Genomic DNA, 15,299 nt, shown 5'->3' with positions numbered 1-15,299 from the left:
GCACCTCCGCCACACCCGCACCGACCTGCGGAGACGCCCGGCCCGGGGGTCACTGTCAGTGCCGGGGTGCAGACTGAGCCATACCTGAGACAACGACGTCCCGGAGGTGGCCACCATGGCCGAGATGATCCTGACCGTAGGCACCCGCAAAGGCCTCTTCATCGGCCGCAAGCGCGGCGGCGCGAGCACCTGGCAGTTCGACGAAAGTCCGTACTTCAACGCCCAGGCCATCTATTCGGTGGCCATCGACACCCGAGGTGACACGCCTCGCCTTCTCGCGGGCGGCGACAGTTCCCATTTCGGCCCGTCCGTCTTCCACTCCGACGACCTGGGCAGGACCTGGACGGAGCCGTCCAAGGCGCCGGTCAAGTTCCCCAAGGACACCGACGCCTCCCTGGAGCGGGTCTGGCAACTGCACCCCGCAGCCGCCGAACCGGACGTCGTGTACGCGGGCACGGAACCGGCCGCCCTCTACAAATCACTGGACCGGGGCGAGACCTTCGAGCTCGTACGCCCCCTCTGGGAGCACCCCACGCGCGCCCAGTGGGTGCCGGGCGGAGGCGGCGAAGGTCTGCACACCATCCTGACCGACCCCCGGGATCCGGACGCGGTGACGGTCGCCGTCTCCACCGCCGGAGTCTTCCGCACCCTGGACGGCGGACAGAGCTGGGCCCCGTCGAACAACGGCGTGTCCGCGGTCTTCCTGCCGGACCCGAACCCGGAGTTCGGCCAGTGCGTGCACAAAGTCGCGCGGGACGCGGTCGACCCGGACCGCCTGTATCTGCAGAACCACTGGGGCGTGTTCCGCAGCGACGACGCGGGCGCGCACTGGACGGACATCGGCGAGGGCCTGCCCTCCGACTTCGGGTTCGCCGCCGTCGCCCACCCCCACCGCGGGGACACGGCGTACGTCTTCCCGATCAACGCCGACATGGACCGCGTCCCCGCCGACCACCGGTGTCGCGTCTACCGCACGGCGGACGCGGGCAAGAGCTGGGAGCCGCTCAGCGCGGGCCTCCCGGCGGGCGACCACTACGGCACGGTGCTGCGCGACGCGATGTGCAGCGACGACCAGGATCCCGCGGGCATCTACTTCGGCAATCGCAACGGCGAGGTGTACGCGTCGGCGGACGACGGCGAAAGCTGGCGGGAGTTGGCGTCCCACCTGCCCGACGTACTGTGCGTCAGGGCGGCGGCCATCGGTTGATCGACGCCCCCTTTACGGCAGTAGGGTGACGCCGTGGCACCACGACCCTTGCATGAAATCGTCGAAGCGGGCTGGGCGAAGGCCCTCGAACCCGTCGCCGGGAAGATCTCCGAGATGGGAGACTTCCTGCGCGCGGAGATCGCCGCGGGACGCACCTACCTCCCGTCCGGGCCGAACGTCCTGCGGGCGTTCCAACAGCCCTTCGACGAGGTGCGGGTGCTGATCGTCGGCCAGGATCCCTATCCGACCCCCGGGCACGCGGTGGGTCTGTCGTTCTCGGTCGCGCCCGAGGTGCGCCCGCTGCCCGGCAGCCTCATCAACATCTACCGCGAGATGGGCTCCGACCTGGGCCTCCCTCCGCCGTCGAACGGCGACCTCACGCCCTGGACCCAGCAGGGCGTCCTGCTGCTCAACAAGGCGCTCACCACGGCCCCGGGGCGCCCTGCCGCGCACCGGGGCAAGGGGTGGGAGGAGGTCACCGAGCAGGCCATCAAGGCGCTCGCCGCACGCGGGCGCCCCCTCGTCTCCATCCTGTGGGGGCGTGACGCCCGCAATCTGCGGCCGCTGCTCGGCCCGCTGCCGTCGGTGGAGTCGTCGCACCCGTCGCCCATGTCGGCGGACCGCGGCTTCTTCGGCTCGCGCCCCTTCAGCCGGGCCAACGACCTCCTTGTCCAGCAGGGCGGGCAGCCGGTGGACTGGCGGCTTCCGTGACGGACGCCCCATGGGTCCTCGGGGTGGACTCGGGCGGCTCCGGGATGCGGGTCGCCCTCGGTGGCCTCGACGGTGCGGGCGGCCCGTCCCCGGTGAGCTCGAAGGAGCCGGTGCCCACCGGCGAGCGCGGCATCGACGCCGGGCACTTCACGGAGCAACTGGTGCCCATGGCACGGGAGTTGCTGGCGTGTGCGGGCGGCGGGCGGATCACCGCCGTAGCCGTCGGCGGGGCGGGCATGGCGAGCCTCGGTGACGAGCTGCGCGCGGAGCTTCCGGCCGCGCTCCACCGGGATCTGGGCGCTGGGCGCCTGGCGCTCGCCGCGGACGGCGTCACCGCGTACGTGGGCGCGCTCGGTGACCGGCCCGGCGCGGTCGTCGCCGCGGGCACCGGCATGATCGCTATCGGCACGGACCTGGTCGCCTGGCACCGCGCCGACGGCTGGGGGCATCTCCTGGGCGACTGCGGCAGTGGCGCCTGGATCGGCCGCGCGGGCCTCGAAGCGGCGATGCGGGCGTTCGACGGCAGGCGCCACGGCTCGAAGGCGCTGCTCGCCCGCGCCGAGGAACTCTTCGGCCCCGCGCAGGGAATCCCCGGACAGCTCTACCCCCGTACGGACCGGCCCGCGATGCTCGCCTCCTTCGCACCCGAAGTGGCGCACTGCGCCCCGGACGACCCCGTGGCCGGGGCGATCCTGCGGGACGCCGCCCGGCACATCGCCGAAGCCGCGGCCGCGGTCTGCCCGGCGTCCGACGCGGTGACCGAGGGCGAGCGGCCCGAAGTCGCCCTGACCGGTGGCCTGTTCAAGATGGGCGACGCGCTGCTCGGCCCGATGCGCGCGGAGCTGACGGGCCGCCTGCGGCATGTCCGTGTCGTTCCGGCCGCCGGTGACCCGCTGGACGGCGCCGTGCGCATCGCCGCCGACCTCGCCGCGGACCGGCTGCGCCTGCCGCTCGACCCGCGCATGCTCACCGTGCACACGGAGTACGACAGTTGAGCTTTACGTAACTCATAAGACAAAACCGGACTTATACCGCCCACCTGTACCCTCCCCGAACAGCGAAGCCCCGTGGACCAGTAGCATGCGGGGCCATGAGCTCCCCCACCGGGCCCGCATCAGGCCTGCCCGTACGAATGCCGCGACCCCGCCAGCCCGGTCGGCACCGCCGCCCGGAGCCCGTGGCGGCTCCCGAGAACGCGCCCGCGCTCGTTCTCGCCGTACCGGGCGTACCCAGCAGCGCCACGCGCAGCCTCGCCGAAGAGGTCGTGAGCATCGCCCGCTCCGAGCTGCCCGGCCTCGACGCCCGCATCGGGTACCTCGACGGGACCGAGGACGCCACGACCACCTCGTTCCCGGAGTTCCCCTCGCTGCACTCCGTGCTCGCGCGCGCCGCCACCGAGCGCACCGCACGCTATGAGCAGGCGCGCGCCGCGGGGGCGGACGTCGCCGAGCCCGACGGCCCCGTCGCCGTCGTGGTGCCCCTCCTCGCGGGCCCCGACAACGCGCTGATGCGGCGCGTGCGCCAGGCCGTGATGGACAGCCGCGCCCCCGCCGAGCTGACGGACGTCCTCGGCCCGCACCCGCTGCTCGCCGAGGGGCTGCACGTGCGCCTCTCGGAGGCCGGTCTGGCCCGTGCCGACCGCGCCCGCCTGTTCACGGTGGCCACCGCGGCGGACGGCATCGTCCTCGCCACGGTCGGCGGCGAGGAGGCCGTGCAGGCCGCCGGGATCACCGGCATGCTGCTCGCGGCCCGCCTCGCGGTGCCGGTGATGGCCGCCGCGCTCGACCAGGAGGGCGCCATCGCGAACACCGCGGAGGAGCTGCGCGGCTCCGGTTCCACGCAGCTGGCGCTCGCCCCGTACCTGATCGGTCCCGAGATCGACGGCAGCCTGCTCGACGCGGCCGCCAAGGAGGCCGGCTGCTCGGTCGCCGAGTCGCTCGGCGCCTACCCGGCGATCGGCAAGCTCGCCCTCTCCAAGTACACGTCGGCGCTCGGGATCGCCCCGCAGCCGTCGGGCGCGCCGGCCCACTGACCGCACCGCGCCGGCAGAACTGATGCCGTTACGCCGATGGGCCCGCCCCCTGATGCAGGGGGCGGGCCCATCGGCGTACGCGGGTGCGGTGGTTCAGTTGAAGATCACGCAGGAGGCCGCCGGGGCCTCGATCGAGCCCGCGCGCCGCGGAATGCCCGTCTCCGGGTCCACGGTGAACCAGGTCACGTCGCCGGAGCGCTCATTGGCCGCGTACAGGAAGCGCCCCGACGGGTCGATGGCCAGGTCACGCGGCCAGTGGCCGCCGCACGGCACGGTGGCGGTGAGCCGCGGCCGTGTCCCCGCCTCGTCGAGGGCGAGCACCGAGATGACGTCCTGACCGCGGGTCGCGGTCCACAGGAAGCGCCCGTCCGGGGCGATGACGACTTCGGAGGGAAAGGCCTCGCCGTCGCCGTTCGTGGGGCCCGGCAGGACGGCCGCCTCGCCGAGCGGCTTGAGGGCCCCTTCGGCCGCGTCCCAGGAGCAGATCGTGACGGTGGGGGCGAGCTCGTTCAGGACGTACGCGCGATCGCCGCGCGGGTGGAACGCGAGATGCCGCGGGCCCGAACCCGGCCGCAGCGCGATCTCTCGGCGCAGGGCCGGCTCGCCCGCCGCCGAGAGCTCACACACGCGTACGGAGTCGGTGCCGAGGTCGACGCTCACCACCCAGCGGCCGCTCGGGTCGGGCAGGACCTGATGGGCGTGCGGCCTCTGCTGGCGCTGCGGGTGGGGCCCCGCGCCGGTGTGTTCCAGGACGCCCGAGAGGGCGGGCGCGAGGCTGCCGTCGGAGCGCACGGGCACGACGCTGACGCTGCCGGAGCCGTAGTTGGCGGTGAGGACGTGTCCCGCGTGCAGGGCGATATGCGTGGGCGCGGCCCCGCCGACGGCGACCGGCGGCCCGGTCTGCTCGGGCTTGTCGCCTTCCAGGCGGTACGCGGCGACGGCCCCGTCGGACGTCTCGCTGACGGCGTAGAGCATGTCGCCCGCGGCCGAAAGGGCGAGGTAGGAGGGGTCGGCGACGGTGTCCGTGGCGCCGAGGACGGTCAGCGCGCCGCTGTCCGCGTCGACGGCGGCGGTGAGGATCCCGGCACCGCCCGCCGCGGTGAAGGACCCGATGTACGCCCGTTGACTGTCGTGACTGTCGCCGTGTCTGCCGACCACTGCGTTCCCCTCTCGACTCTCGACCGAGCGCCGTGTCCAGGGGGCACTCGTGCGGCAGACGCTAGCAGTCGGTCTAGACCAAGGCGCCCCGGCTCTCGCCGCGCGTCCTCGCGAGGGCCTCCGGGTGGTGGACGTAGGCGGGGTGCCGCTCCACCAGGTCGTACGTGCGGTGGAAGACGGGGGTCGCGCTGCCGGACAGCGGGGGCACGATCCAGGACCAGTCGGCTCCGACTGTGCGGCCCTTGCTCTCCTCGCGGCCGAGATGGGTCAGGAAGCGCCGGGACTCGGTGTGGTGGTCGGCCATGGTGACACCGGCCCGGTCGAAGGAGTGGAGCACCGCCCGGTTGAGCTCGACGAGGGCGCGGTCCTTCCAGAGCGAACGGTCGCTCGCCGTGTCGAGCCCGAGCCGTTCGGCGACGCGCGGCAGCAGGTCGTAGCGGTCGCTGTCGGCGAGGTTGCGGGCGCCGATCTCGGTGCCCATGTACCAGCCGTTGAAGGGCGCGGCGGGGTAGCAGACTCCCCCGATCTCCAGGCACATGCAGGCCAGCGCGGGGACGGCGTGCCACCGCAGGTCGAGCTCCGCCCACCAGGGGTAGTCAGGGTGCTCGATCGGTACTTCGAGCACGGCGTCGGGCGGCAGCCGGAACCAGCGGGGTTCGCCGTCGGTGCCCTGGATCACCAGGGGCAGCACGTCGAAGGGGGTGCCGGGGCCGCCGGGCCAGCCGAGGCCGCGCGCGAACGCGGTGATCCCGACGTTGCGCGGGTCCCCGACGACACCACCGCCGGGCCGCTCGTATCCGGCGTACCGGATGAGCTGTTCGTTCCAGATGCGGGGCCCGGGGCGGCCGGGCGCGTCGGGCGCGAAGACGGTGATGAGGGGCCTGATCCGCCGCCCGCCGGTGACGGCCTCCCGCAGATGATCCGCGGACGCGGCGGCTATCTCCTCGGCACCGGTCAGCTCCCTGCGGTCCAGGACGCGCAGGGAGCGCCAGTAGAGGCGTCCGATGCAGCGGGCGGCGTTGCGCCAGGCGAGCCGAGCGCCGAACACGAGCTCCTCGTGGGTGTGGCGGTACGTCCCTGTCTCCGCGATCTCGGCGAACACCTGGGAGATCCGTGGCTCGGGGGAGCCGCGGCGGGCCTCGCCGTGGTGGAGGCGGACGAACTCGGCGGCGGCCCGGCGCAGGGCGGGTCCGGCCAGCGAGCCGTCCGCGGGGCGCGGGGGCGGCGGCGCGGGGGTCTCTCCGTGGCCCGCGGCACGCTCCGGGCAGACCGTGTCGGGCCCGCGCAGGGATTTCCGCATGGTGCACCCCCAGGGGCGGCTCCGGGGCACGAACCGCTCCCGCACGGTCCGCGCGTCTGTTAGCCGCGGAGTTACCCCTCCGATGGAGTGATCCACCCTGTATGTGCCCGGTGAACATGCCTCAGACGTGGGCGAATTGTCCACGGGGTGAGGGTCTCCGAGGTCAAGGGGGCAAGGCCTCAAGAGGTCAAGAGGTCAAGGGGAGGTTGCCGCGGCCGTGGGCCGCGCGGCGTCCTTGATGGCGGGCAGTGCGAGGGCGCCGGCCAGTTCCGCCAGTTCCTCGTCGGTCGGGCGGACGGGGCCGTCGGCGCCGTCCTCCGCGAAGGCCCGGATGCGTGGGGTGCGGATGCCGGTTTTGTCCGCGATCGCCTGCGGCGTCAAATGACGGCTGCGCATGGTCTGTTGGAGTAGCTGAGACAGGTCGTCCATTGACCTCTCCTGCCCCGCCCACGCGCTCTCATGCCGTACGTCTCGTCGCACGGCGCCGCTACCGGGGCAGGACGGCCCGGATGGTCTTGCCGTGCGGGCCCCTGGTCACGGTGACCGCCCTGGCCATGTGCTGGACCATGGGCCAGCCGAATCCGCCGGTGCCGCCCGCCAGGTCGGGCGCCCGCTCCTGCGGCGGTCGCGGATCGGCGTCGCCGACCGTCACCGCTATGCCGTCCGGCTGGGCTTGCAAGCGCAGGGAGCACGATGTCCCGCGTGCGTGCCGTACGGCGTTCGTGACGAGCTCGGACACCGTGAGTTCGACACTCACGACGTCCTGGGCCTCCACGGCCGGGCGGAGCCTGTCCACGAAGGCGCGGGCGAAGTCCCGCGCGTGGGCGACGGCCTCCGGCCGCTTGTCGAAGACCGCTCCGTCCGACGGCCCCGTGTCCAGGTCCGATGGTCCCGTGTCCAGGTCCGGCGGACCGGTGTCCAGGTCCGACCGTCCGGTGTTCAGTCGCGTCCCGTGCGTCCTCATGAGCCCTCCTCGTACGGGGTGGCCTCTGTCCGAATATGGGATGGCCGCTGTTCGAGTTGCACACTTGCCCGCTAAGCCGGGCCTGTAACGCCCCGGCACATAACGGATCTTGTTGCGGAGTGACGCGCATGAAGCACCGCCGTGCGGGTACGTGCGCCTCACCGGCCGGTCGGGGGACGACAGGAGGCCGGCGAACTGGGGAGGAAAAACATGACAGTGGCGACAGCGGCTACCGGTACACCCACGGACACCGGCATCGCGGAACTGCCGGAGATCGTCTCTCCCCAGGAGGTCGGGCCCAGCGACGCACGCGACCTGACGAAGCTGTTCTTCACCAGGCTCGCCACGCTGGAAGAGGGCACACCCGAGTACCAGTACGCCCGCAACACCCTCATCGAGATGAACATGTCGCTGGTCCGGTACGCCGCCGGACGGTTCCGCAACCGCGGCGACGACATGGAGGACATCGTCCAGGTCGGCACGATCGGCCTGATCAAGGCCATCGACCGGTTCGAACTCTCCCGCGAGGTCCAGTTCGCCACCTTCGCCGTGCCCTACATCGTCGGGGAGATCAAGCGGTTCTTCCGCGACACCTCCTGGGCCGTCCACGTCCCGCGCCGCCTCCAGGAGGCCCGCGTCGAACTCGCCAAGGCCACCGACGAACTCAGCACCCGTCTGGGCCGCGCCCCCCGGGTCAGCGAACTGGCCGAGCTGATGGACCTCACCGAGGACGAGGTCATCGAGGCCCGCACCGCCGCGAACGGCTACAACTCCACGTCCCTCGACGCGGCCGTCCACGGCGACCGCGACGACGACAACGAGGCGGCCCTCGCCGACTTCATCGGCGCGGAGGACCCCGCCATGGAGCTCGTCGAGGACTTCCACACCCTCTCCCCGCTGCTCGCCCGGCTCGACGAGCGCGACCGGCAGATCCTGCGCATGCGGTTCGTCGACGAACTCACCCAGTCCCAGATCGGCGAACACCTCGGCGTCTCCCAGATGCACGTCTCGCGCCTGCTCTCCCGCACCCTGTCCCGCCTGCGCGACGGCATGCTGACCGTGTGACTAGCCTGCGGCGGTGCGTCGCTTCGTGAAGCGGTGCCACCAGTGCCTGCGGCGAGGATGCACGGCACGGCCCAGCCTGCGGCCGATCAGCAGGTAACCGAGCACGGCGCCCGTGGTGTTGAGCAGGACGTCGTCGATGTCGAAGGCCCGCCCGGTGACCAGGACGCCCTGGGCGAGTTCGACGAGCAGCATCACCAGTGCCGTGACGGCTATGACGCGTATGAGCCCCCGGGCGCGGGGCACGAGCACCGGCAGCAGCATGCCGAACGGCAGGCCGAGCACGATGTTGCCGCCGAGCTGTTTGACGGTGTCGCGGAACGCGGGCTGCGCGAGATAGTCGCGGATCGAGTCGCCCGGGCGCAGATTGCTGTGGGTCAGGGGCTCGGAGGCGGCCGAGGGTTCCAGCGTCAGCCGGGCGAGCAACACGGCGAAGACCACCGTCCCCGCGAAGGCCACCAGCATGGCCATCGCACGCGCCCATCCGGAGAGCGGGGGCGCACCGGGAGTTCTCCGGCTCCCCGCTTCCTTCCTGTCCTTGCCCTGCGGGACTGTCCGTGCCATCACGAGCCTCCATTCAGGGGGTGTTCAGGGGGGTGTTCCGACTGCCTCTTCTGCGCCTTTGCACCTTCTGTGGATTGCCCTGCGCGTCACGTGGGGTCCGTGCGGCCGAACAGACCGGCGTGCCCCGGCGGAAGCTGCGTGAGGATGCGGCGCAGCAGGGCGTCGTCGGCGACCTCCGCGACGGTGGCGAGCACCGCGGTGACGGCACGGCGGGCCTGCCCCGCGTCGACGTCGACGCGCGCGCCCACCGCCGCGATGAAGGCCGCGGGCGTCAGGGGTTCGCTGGCCGGTGAGCCCGCGGTGAGCAGCGGGCCGCACTGACGGGGCAGCAGGCGGGCGAGATCGGTGCGGTCGTCCCCCACCAGATGCTCCCCCAGGACCTCGAGGACGCTCTGCACCGCTCCGGCTGCCTCCTGCCGCTCCGCGTACCCTCCGCGTTCCTGGACGCGGTCAAGCAACACTTCCACGGGCTCGTTCATGGCCGCTCCTTCCTTCGGACTCGTCCTCGTGGTGGGCGTGGGACGGCTGCAGGACGGTGTCGGCCACGTCGAGCAGCGAGAGACGGTCCCGCGCGCTCACCTCCTGGAGCCACGCCAACCCCTCGGCGACGGCGCACTCCTGACGCGCGGCGACGTAGTCGGCCGCTTGGTGGATGCGCTCCCAGCGCGCCGCGCGCGTGCTGGTCGTCCACACCGGGCGCCGACAGCCGGTGCCCGCCGCGTCGTGCACGGGCCGCCAGCGCAGCAGCGCGTCGAGCGCCAGGGCGGCGGCGCGCTGCGCGTGAATGATGTGGCTGGAGGTCACGTCGGTGCGCTCGGTGTAGTAGAGACACAGCACGCCGAGCGGTGTGTGACCGTCGTGCAGCGGGAGCGCCAGCACGCGCCGGGTGCCCGGCAGTTCCGCCGACAGGGGCGGTCCCGTGCGGCACGGATAGTCGCGCAGGTCCGGTACGAACACGGGCTGCATCCCCAGTGCGGCGCTGACCGAGGGGCCGTCGGCGCGGGTGAACTGCGCGGCCTCGGCCTGTAGCGCGGGCTCGTCGGTGGCGTGCAGCAGTTGCCAGTGTTCGAGCCGGGGCAGCCAGGACAGGGCCGCCCGCTGCGCGCCCAGCGACTCCGTGAAGGCGGTACAGAGCCGGTTCGGCAGCGCGCGTCGCCCCACGGCTGCCGCGACCGACACGTCATGCACGATCGACGGTGATTCCTCCGGCATGGTGAACATCCCTCTCAGTCGCGCGCCTCCAGGAGCAGGAGCGGGAGTTCGTCTACCACGCGATGAGCCACCTCATGTGTCGACGGCCGGAGTCATCGATCGGCGCGACCGAGCGCCATGACCGGTCCGCTGTCCCACACCGAGGGGAATGAGCCTGCTCAGGCCCCGATCAGGGGCGTACGAGTCGGACTGCGCAGCGGCTCGGCCAGTTCGACGAGCGCCTTCTCCAGGCCGTGGAGATGGGCAAGGACGGGCTCGACGGTGGAGGGGTGCGGCAGGGCGACGGCGTCGGCGGCCGGGCCGCGCGCGTCCTCCGGAGCGGTGAGCGCCTCCACGGCGGCCTCCACGCGCCAGCAGGCGGCGGCGAGCCGGTCGTCGTGCGAGGCCTCGGGGTCCGCGGCGATCGAGGCGAGCCCGCGCACCTCGCGTGCGCAGGTGTCGAGCAACGCGAGCACCTGACGGGCGCGTTCCTTGCGGGCCCGCAGCGGACTGAACGGGTGGACCAGCGGGGCGAGCGAGAACCGCACCTTCCCCAGGAGCTGCTCCAGTTCGGCGACGCGCGGCGCGGGGTCGGCGCTCGCGGAGCCCGCGAGCCGGGCCGCGGCTTCCGCCGTGCAGGCGTGCACGCACCGCAGGGCGCGCTCGATCCAGGCGTTCGTCGTGGCGTGTGTGGTGACGGGCAGGACGAGGAGCACGGCGAGGACGGCGCCGAGCGCTCCCACGCCGGTCTCCGCGACCCGCAGGGCGAGCAGCCCCGGGTTCAGCACCCCGAGCAGCCCGTAGAGCACCCCGGCCATGACGGTGACCGCGAGCATCATCCAGGTGTAGGAGACAGCGGCGGTGTAGAAGATCCCGAAGACGCTGACGGCGACGATGATCGCCGAGGGCACCGGCGCACCGTGCAGCGGCAGCGCGAGGACGAAGCCCGCGCCGATGCCGATGACCGTGCCGAGCACCCGCCGGAAGCTGCGCACCAGCGTCTCCCCGCTCGACGCGGTGTTCACGAAGACCCACCAGGTGGCGCCCACGGCCCAGTACCACCGCTCGTGGGAGAGCACCTGCCCCGCGGCGAGCGCGAAGGCGCCGCCGAGCACCGCCTGGATCGCCTGCCGGGTGGTCGTCCTGGCGAGGCCCCTGCCTCCCGGCGGTGCGGGCACGGCGGCGGGCGGCAGGCGGCGCTCGTAGCACCACAGCCCGAACCGTACGGCCGACGAGGCGCACAGCGACACCAGGATGGCGGCGAACAGCTCGGGCAGCTGCCCCGGCCCCGTGTGCAGGAATTGCGTCGCGAAGAACATCATGAACGCGAACACGCCGAGCGAGTGCCCGCGCGGCCCCCACCGCCGCGCGTACACGCCCGCGCCCATCACGGCGAGGAAGGCGACGTCCCTGGCCACGGGCACGTCGTGCAGGACCGCGGCGAGAGCGAGCACGGGGAACCCGACGACGGGCAGCAGCGCCGTGCTGAGGGCCTGCCCCCGTACCGTCGCGTCGCTCACGGTGAACAGGGCGAGCAGCGCCGCGAGCCCACCGGTGATCGCCGCGACGAGCGAGTGTCCGGCAAGACCGCACACGGTCACCGCCAGCGCGATGCCGATGACGGCCCGCGCGGCGAACCGCAGCCGCACCCGTCCCGGATCCGGCGCCACGAACACCCTCTTCAGCACGGCTACCCCGCCCCTTTCGCGTCCAGCTCTGCCTGCCCACATGAAAAAGGCGCCGCGGGGATCCGCAGCGCCATCGACAGACACATCACACCATCCAGAGCCCTGCTGGCTCAACAGGCATCAGATTGATTGAGCCATTGGCCCACTACTCAGCCGTATTGCCGTGCCACAGGAGGACCATCGGACCATTCCAGCTGGGCACTCCGTCGTAGGCTGGCAGTTCTCACGTCTTAGGAGTCGGAATGCCAGGAGTCATCGACCGCATCAAGCAGTTCGTCCGAAGCCCTCAGGGACAGCGCACGATCCGCCAGGTCCGCCAGGCTTCGGCCGACCCCAGGAAGCGGGCCCAGGCCAAGCGGATGCTGCGCAAGTTCCGAGGGCGCCACTGATCTGATCCGAGGACGCCATTGATGCGTCGCCCTGGGCAGAGCCCGGGGCGACGCCGCCGTACGGAACCCGGCCTCCCGGTGAGATCACTCCGGCTTCGACGGTTCCGTCGGCGGCCACTGGGGGCGCTCGTCGGCCGGGAGGGTCTGCAGGGCGTGGCCCACCGTGCGGTGGGCGGGCAGTAGTTCCGTGCTGCCGGTCAGCGCCAGCATCTCCGAAAGGCGGCGCCCGGCCCCCGCGAGCAGCAGCCTGCCCTCGCGGCGGGCGAGCAGCCAGCGCACGGCGAGCAGGCAGTTGAGTCCGCGCGAGTCGCAGAACATCAGCGCCGTCACATCCAGGACCAGATGCCGGTGCCCGGCCTCGACGGAAGCGCCGAGGGTACGCAGAAAGTACTCCTCGCAGGACTGGTCGAGCTCGCCGCTGACCCGTAGCACCGCGGAGTCGGAGCAACTCGCGAGCTCGGTGATGGTCAGGCGATGGGTCTCAGTGGACATCGCACCCCCATGAGCCATCGTACCGAGATCAACCCAGTGGCCTCTCCCGGAACAGCTCCGTGCGGTGTCGCTACCTCTTGTCGAGGAGCTTGACCCGCAGCCGGCCGAGGGTCCGGGTGAGGATGCGCGAGACGTGCATCTGGGAAATGCCCAGCTCCGCACCGATCTCGCTCTGCGTCATGTCGGCGGCGAAACGCATCGCGAGAATCCTGCGTTCGCGTTCCGGCAGCGCGGCGATGAGCGGCTTCAGGCTGTGCAGGTCCTCGACCTTGTCCAGCTCCGGATCGCGGTAACCCACGTGGTCGGCCAGCGTGTCGTCGGAGTCGACGCCGTCGGCCGGGTAGTCCAGGGAGGCCGTGGTGTAGCCGTTGGCCGCGGTGAGACCTTCGCTGATCTCGGCCTCGTCCAGGTCCAGGTGCTCGGCGAGTTCGGCCGTGGTCGGGGCGTGCCCGTTGGTCTGTTCGAGGTCGGTGGTGGCCTTCACCAGGTCCAGGCGGAGCTCCTGCAGCCGGCGGGGAACGCGCACGGCCCAGGTGGTGTCGCGGAAGAAGCGCTTGATCTCGCCCATGATCGTCGGCAGCGCGAAGGTGGGGAACTCCACGCCCCGGTGGAGGTCGAAGCGGTTGATCGCCTTGATCAGACCGATCGTGCCCACCTGGACGACGTCTTCGTACGATTCGTCGCGCGGGCGCATCCGATGCGCCGCGTACCGCACGAGGTTGAGGTTCAGCTCCACCAGCGAGTTGCGTACGTAGGAGTGCTCGGGAGTTCCTTCCTCCACCGCGTCGAGGCGGGCGAAGAGCGCGTTGGAGAGGGCCCGGAGGTCGGCCGTACTCCGACTGCCGGTGTGGGTCTGACTGTCCGTGTGCGACAGGGGGTGCTCGGTGGCCGTCGGCTCGGCTGCGGCGATGTCGGGGCCGGCGGTATGTCGTTCGGCGTACGACACCGTGGGTGCTGGGCTGCTCGTCGTCGAAGCCACCGTCGTCACTCCCGAAACAGATGGCACCCTCCCGGTGAGAGCGCGCTGTGCACGGGCTCTTACCCACCATCTCCCGTTACATTCCCGTGACTTGACTCTCCGTATAGGAAGCGCCTTTCTGGGAACTCGGAGCAACCGCGGGACGACACGGGAGGTGGACGGCTGTGAGCTGGTGGATGTGGCTGACCGCGGTGCTTGTCGCACTGCTCCTGCTGACCGGTGCGGTCCTCGGGACCCAGGCACGGCGCCGTGGCGGCGGCGCGATCGTGGTCCGGCGGGGCCGCCGCGCGGGACGCGGGAGGACTCGATGATCACGCTGATGCTCGCCGCCGAGCTGACCAAGCGGCCCGTGGTCACCCTCGGCGGGGAGGCGGTGGCCCAGGTCAAGGACACCGTCTTCGACGCGTCGGGCGGACGGATCACCGGCTTCACACTGGCGGGCCGCGGGCTGCTGTCAGGGCCGCTCAAGCAGAGCCTGCCCTGGACCGGCGTCCACGCGCTGGGACCGGACGCGGTGATGATCCCTTCCGCCGAGGTCCTACAGGCCAGGGACGCGGTGGTGGACAAGGGCGAGGCCGGCACCGGCCAGGTGCGCGGCGCCCGCGTACTGAGCGACGGGGGGCTCGAGTTGGGCACCGTACTGGACGCGGTGGTCGAAGGCGGCACCAGTGGCCGGGTGGTCGGCTTCGAGGTCGCGACCACCGAGGCGATGGGCCGGCACGAGCGTCGTGCCTTCCTGCCGGCGCACGGCCAACTGGCCATGACCGGGGACACGTTGGTGGTCCCTGCCAAGATCGCCGGGCAGGCGGTGGACGACCTGGACGCGCTCGCCGCGGCGTGGGACCGGACCCGGACCGCGGGTGAGACGGGGTTCTGGAAGGGGGACGACCGATGATGCTGCTCAGCCAGGTTCTGGGACACCCGGTCATCAGCGCCGAGGACGCGCGCCCCGCCGGGGAGGTGGCCGGACTCGGCATCGATCCCCGGACCCGCAGGATCACGGAGCTGTACCTGCGGCACGCCAAGAGCGGGGGTGACAGCGTTCCTTGGTCGCAGGTGCGCGGGATGGGGCCGGACGCCGTGATCATCGACACCGGCGCCGACGCCGCGACCGAGGCGGGCCGCGGCGGCTCGCACTCCCGCGCGCACAAGAGGCTGTTGGGCATGCGGGTCCTCACCGAGTACGGCGAGGACATCGGCACACTCGCCGAAGTCACCTTCGATCCGGACACCGGCAGCGTCGGCGATCTGTACGTCGGGCGCGAGCAGGTCCCCGGCAGCCGCCTGGTCGGCCTGGGGTCCTACGCGCTGGTCCTCGGCGCGGGGCCGTCGCCCACGCCCGCGGGCTGAGTCAGGCCCGGCCCGCAGAAACGCTGTGTTTCGAGCGAACCAATATATGTGCCGGCCGTGAGAGAAATCAGCGCGAGGCGCTCTGAGGGTTTCTTGCGCGACGCCCGGAACGGAATTTTTTACCACGCGGAGCCGACCACAGCGTGCTACTGTCGATCTCAGTTGCAGTTGTGGTTCCCAAAAAACTTCAAGTGCCCTCACCGCCTTTTTCG

General features: G+C 71.9%; 18 protein-coding genes. 8 read left to right on the top strand and 10 right to left on the bottom strand.

What is annotated here, in order from left to right; translation table 11 throughout:
• Positions 1-115 precede the first annotated feature (115 nt).
• From ACWGI2_RS21775 to ACWGI2_RS21760, 4 genes are all read left to right on the top strand, one after another.
• On the top strand, positions 116-1,207 hold the full coding sequence (locus tag ACWGI2_RS21775) for a WD40/YVTN/BNR-like repeat-containing protein (protein ID WP_453399842.1): 1,092 nt from the start codon (positions 116-118) through the stop codon (positions 1,205-1,207).
• A gap of 33 nt (positions 1,208-1,240) precedes the next feature.
• The gene (locus ACWGI2_RS21770; RefSeq protein ID WP_453697012.1) at positions 1,241-1,918 is read left to right on the top strand and encodes a uracil-DNA glycosylase; all 678 of its coding nucleotides are present in this window, start codon (positions 1,241-1,243) and stop codon (positions 1,916-1,918) included.
• On the top strand, positions 1,915-2,913 hold the full coding sequence (locus ACWGI2_RS21765; RefSeq protein ID WP_453697011.1) for an N-acetylglucosamine kinase: 999 nt from the start codon (positions 1,915-1,917) through the stop codon (positions 2,911-2,913). The genes ACWGI2_RS21770 and ACWGI2_RS21765 overlap by 4 nt, the downstream gene beginning before the upstream one ends.
• Positions 2,914-3,008: 95 nt before the next feature.
• The gene (locus tag ACWGI2_RS21760) at positions 3,009-3,950 is read left to right on the top strand and encodes a sirohydrochlorin chelatase (protein ID WP_453399844.1); all 942 of its coding nucleotides are present in this window, start codon (positions 3,009-3,011) and stop codon (positions 3,948-3,950) included.
• A 93-nt stretch (positions 3,951-4,043) separates the two neighbouring features.
• Here ACWGI2_RS21760 and ACWGI2_RS21755 read toward each other — a convergent pair whose 3' ends face one another.
• From ACWGI2_RS21755 to ACWGI2_RS21740, 4 genes are all read right to left on the bottom strand, one after another.
• Positions 4,044-5,108: a lactonase family protein gene (locus ACWGI2_RS21755; protein WP_453697009.1), complete on the bottom strand. Its 1,065-nt coding sequence runs from the start codon at positions 5,106-5,108 to the stop codon at positions 4,044-4,046.
• Positions 5,109-5,181: 73 nt separating this feature from the next.
• Positions 5,182-6,408, bottom strand: a complete 1,227-nt coding sequence (locus tag ACWGI2_RS21750) for a nitric oxide synthase oxygenase (protein ID WP_453697007.1) — start codon at positions 6,406-6,408, stop codon at positions 5,182-5,184.
• Between the two features lie 195 nt (positions 6,409-6,603).
• A complete protein-coding gene (locus tag ACWGI2_RS21745; RefSeq protein ID WP_453399847.1) occupies positions 6,604-6,837 on the bottom strand; it encodes an XRE family transcriptional regulator in 234 nt (77 codons plus the stop codon).
• Positions 6,838-6,895: 58 nt separating this feature from the next.
• Complete coding sequence (locus tag ACWGI2_RS21740) at positions 6,896-7,372, bottom strand: ATP-binding protein (RefSeq protein WP_453399848.1); 477 nt, start codon at positions 7,370-7,372, stop codon at positions 6,896-6,898.
• Between the two features lie 210 nt (positions 7,373-7,582).
• Between ACWGI2_RS21740 and ACWGI2_RS21735 the strand changes: the two genes are divergently transcribed.
• The gene (locus ACWGI2_RS21735) at positions 7,583-8,437 is read left to right on the top strand and encodes an RNA polymerase sigma factor SigF (RefSeq protein WP_453697005.1); all 855 of its coding nucleotides are present in this window, start codon (positions 7,583-7,585) and stop codon (positions 8,435-8,437) included.
• On the opposite strand, the gene ACWGI2_RS21730 is transcribed toward ACWGI2_RS21735, so the two are convergent.
• From ACWGI2_RS21730 to ACWGI2_RS21715, 4 genes are all read right to left on the bottom strand, one after another.
• Entirely contained in the window at positions 8,438-8,998 is a 561-nt protein-coding gene (locus ACWGI2_RS21730; RefSeq protein ID WP_453399850.1) for a VanZ family protein, read from the bottom strand.
• A gap of 86 nt (positions 8,999-9,084) precedes the next feature.
• Positions 9,085-9,477 carry a DUF2267 domain-containing protein gene (locus tag ACWGI2_RS21725; RefSeq protein WP_453399851.1) on the bottom strand — a complete coding sequence of 131 codons (393 nt, stop codon included), beginning with the start codon at positions 9,475-9,477 and terminating at the stop codon, positions 9,085-9,087.
• The gene (locus ACWGI2_RS21720) at positions 9,449-10,210 is read right to left on the bottom strand and encodes a GAF domain-containing protein (protein WP_453697003.1); all 762 of its coding nucleotides are present in this window, start codon (positions 10,208-10,210) and stop codon (positions 9,449-9,451) included. Before ACWGI2_RS21720 ends, ACWGI2_RS21725 begins: the two co-directional genes overlap by 29 nt.
• A 158-nt stretch (positions 10,211-10,368) precedes the next feature.
• On the bottom strand, positions 10,369-11,877 hold the full coding sequence (locus tag ACWGI2_RS21715; RefSeq protein WP_453697001.1) for an FUSC family protein: 1,509 nt from the start codon (positions 11,875-11,877) through the stop codon (positions 10,369-10,371).
• 242 nt (positions 11,878-12,119) lie between these two features.
• Between ACWGI2_RS21715 and ACWGI2_RS21710 the strand changes: the two genes are divergently transcribed.
• On the top strand, positions 12,120-12,266 hold the full coding sequence (locus ACWGI2_RS21710) for a hypothetical protein (RefSeq protein ID WP_202121071.1): 147 nt from the start codon (positions 12,120-12,122) through the stop codon (positions 12,264-12,266).
• Positions 12,267-12,350: 84 nt separating this feature from the next.
• Here ACWGI2_RS21710 and ACWGI2_RS21705 read toward each other — a convergent pair whose 3' ends face one another.
• Both ACWGI2_RS21705 and ACWGI2_RS21700 read right to left on the bottom strand, forming a co-directional pair.
• Positions 12,351-12,758, bottom strand: coding sequence for an STAS domain-containing protein (locus ACWGI2_RS21705; protein WP_453399854.1), 408 nt, complete (start codon positions 12,756-12,758; stop codon positions 12,351-12,353).
• 70 nt (positions 12,759-12,828) lie between these two features.
• On the bottom strand, positions 12,829-13,737 hold the full coding sequence (locus tag ACWGI2_RS21700; RefSeq protein ID WP_453696999.1) for an RNA polymerase sigma factor SigF: 909 nt from the start codon (positions 13,735-13,737) through the stop codon (positions 12,829-12,831).
• 307 nt (positions 13,738-14,044) lie between these two features.
• Between ACWGI2_RS21700 and ACWGI2_RS21695 the strand changes: the two genes are divergently transcribed.
• Complete coding sequence (locus tag ACWGI2_RS21695) at positions 14,045-14,632, top strand: PRC-barrel domain-containing protein (protein WP_453696997.1); 588 nt, start codon at positions 14,045-14,047, stop codon at positions 14,630-14,632.
• The gene (locus tag ACWGI2_RS21690) at positions 14,629-15,087 is read left to right on the top strand and encodes a PRC-barrel domain-containing protein (RefSeq protein WP_453696995.1); all 459 of its coding nucleotides are present in this window, start codon (positions 14,629-14,631) and stop codon (positions 15,085-15,087) included. The genes ACWGI2_RS21695 and ACWGI2_RS21690 overlap by 4 nt, the downstream gene beginning before the upstream one ends.
• Positions 15,088-15,299: the final 212 nt, after the last annotated feature.

The sequence above is a fragment of the Streptomyces sp. NPDC054866 genome (assembly GCF_053610745.1).
The sequence above is the reverse complement of the archived record's forward strand: the minus strand, read 5'-3'. Positions and strand labels throughout refer to the sequence as shown.

Coding starts and splice junctions, on each gene's coding strand:
- ACWGI2_RS21775 (WP_453399842.1), top strand. CDS start 116: ATGGCCGAGATGATCCTGACCGTAGGCACCCGCAAAGGCCTCTTCATC.
- ACWGI2_RS21760 (WP_453399844.1), top strand. CDS start 3,009: ATGAGCTCCCCCACCGGGCCCGCATCAGGCCTGCCCGTACGAATGCCG.
- ACWGI2_RS21750 (WP_453697007.1), bottom strand. CDS start 6,408: ATGCGGAAATCCCTGCGCGGGCCCGACACGGTCTGCCCGGAGCGTGCC.
- ACWGI2_RS21745 (WP_453399847.1), bottom strand. CDS start 6,837: ATGGACGACCTGTCTCAGCTACTCCAACAGACCATGCGCAGCCGTCAT.
- ACWGI2_RS21740 (WP_453399848.1), bottom strand. CDS start 7,372: ATGAGGACGCACGGGACGCGACTGAACACCGGACGGTCGGACCTGGAC.
- ACWGI2_RS21735 (WP_453697005.1), top strand. CDS start 7,583: ATGACAGTGGCGACAGCGGCTACCGGTACACCCACGGACACCGGCATC.
- ACWGI2_RS21730 (WP_453399850.1), bottom strand. CDS start 8,998: ATGGCACGGACAGTCCCGCAGGGCAAGGACAGGAAGGAAGCGGGGAGC.
- ACWGI2_RS21725 (WP_453399851.1), bottom strand. CDS start 9,477: ATGAACGAGCCCGTGGAAGTGTTGCTTGACCGCGTCCAGGAACGCGGA.
- ACWGI2_RS21720 (WP_453697003.1), bottom strand. CDS start 10,210: ATGCCGGAGGAATCACCGTCGATCGTGCATGACGTGTCGGTCGCGGCA.
- ACWGI2_RS21710 (WP_202121071.1), top strand. CDS start 12,120: ATGCCAGGAGTCATCGACCGCATCAAGCAGTTCGTCCGAAGCCCTCAG.
- ACWGI2_RS21705 (WP_453399854.1), bottom strand. CDS start 12,758: ATGTCCACTGAGACCCATCGCCTGACCATCACCGAGCTCGCGAGTTGC.
- ACWGI2_RS21695 (WP_453696997.1), top strand. CDS start 14,045: ATGATCACGCTGATGCTCGCCGCCGAGCTGACCAAGCGGCCCGTGGTC.
- ACWGI2_RS21690 (WP_453696995.1), top strand. CDS start 14,629: ATGATGCTGCTCAGCCAGGTTCTGGGACACCCGGTCATCAGCGCCGAG.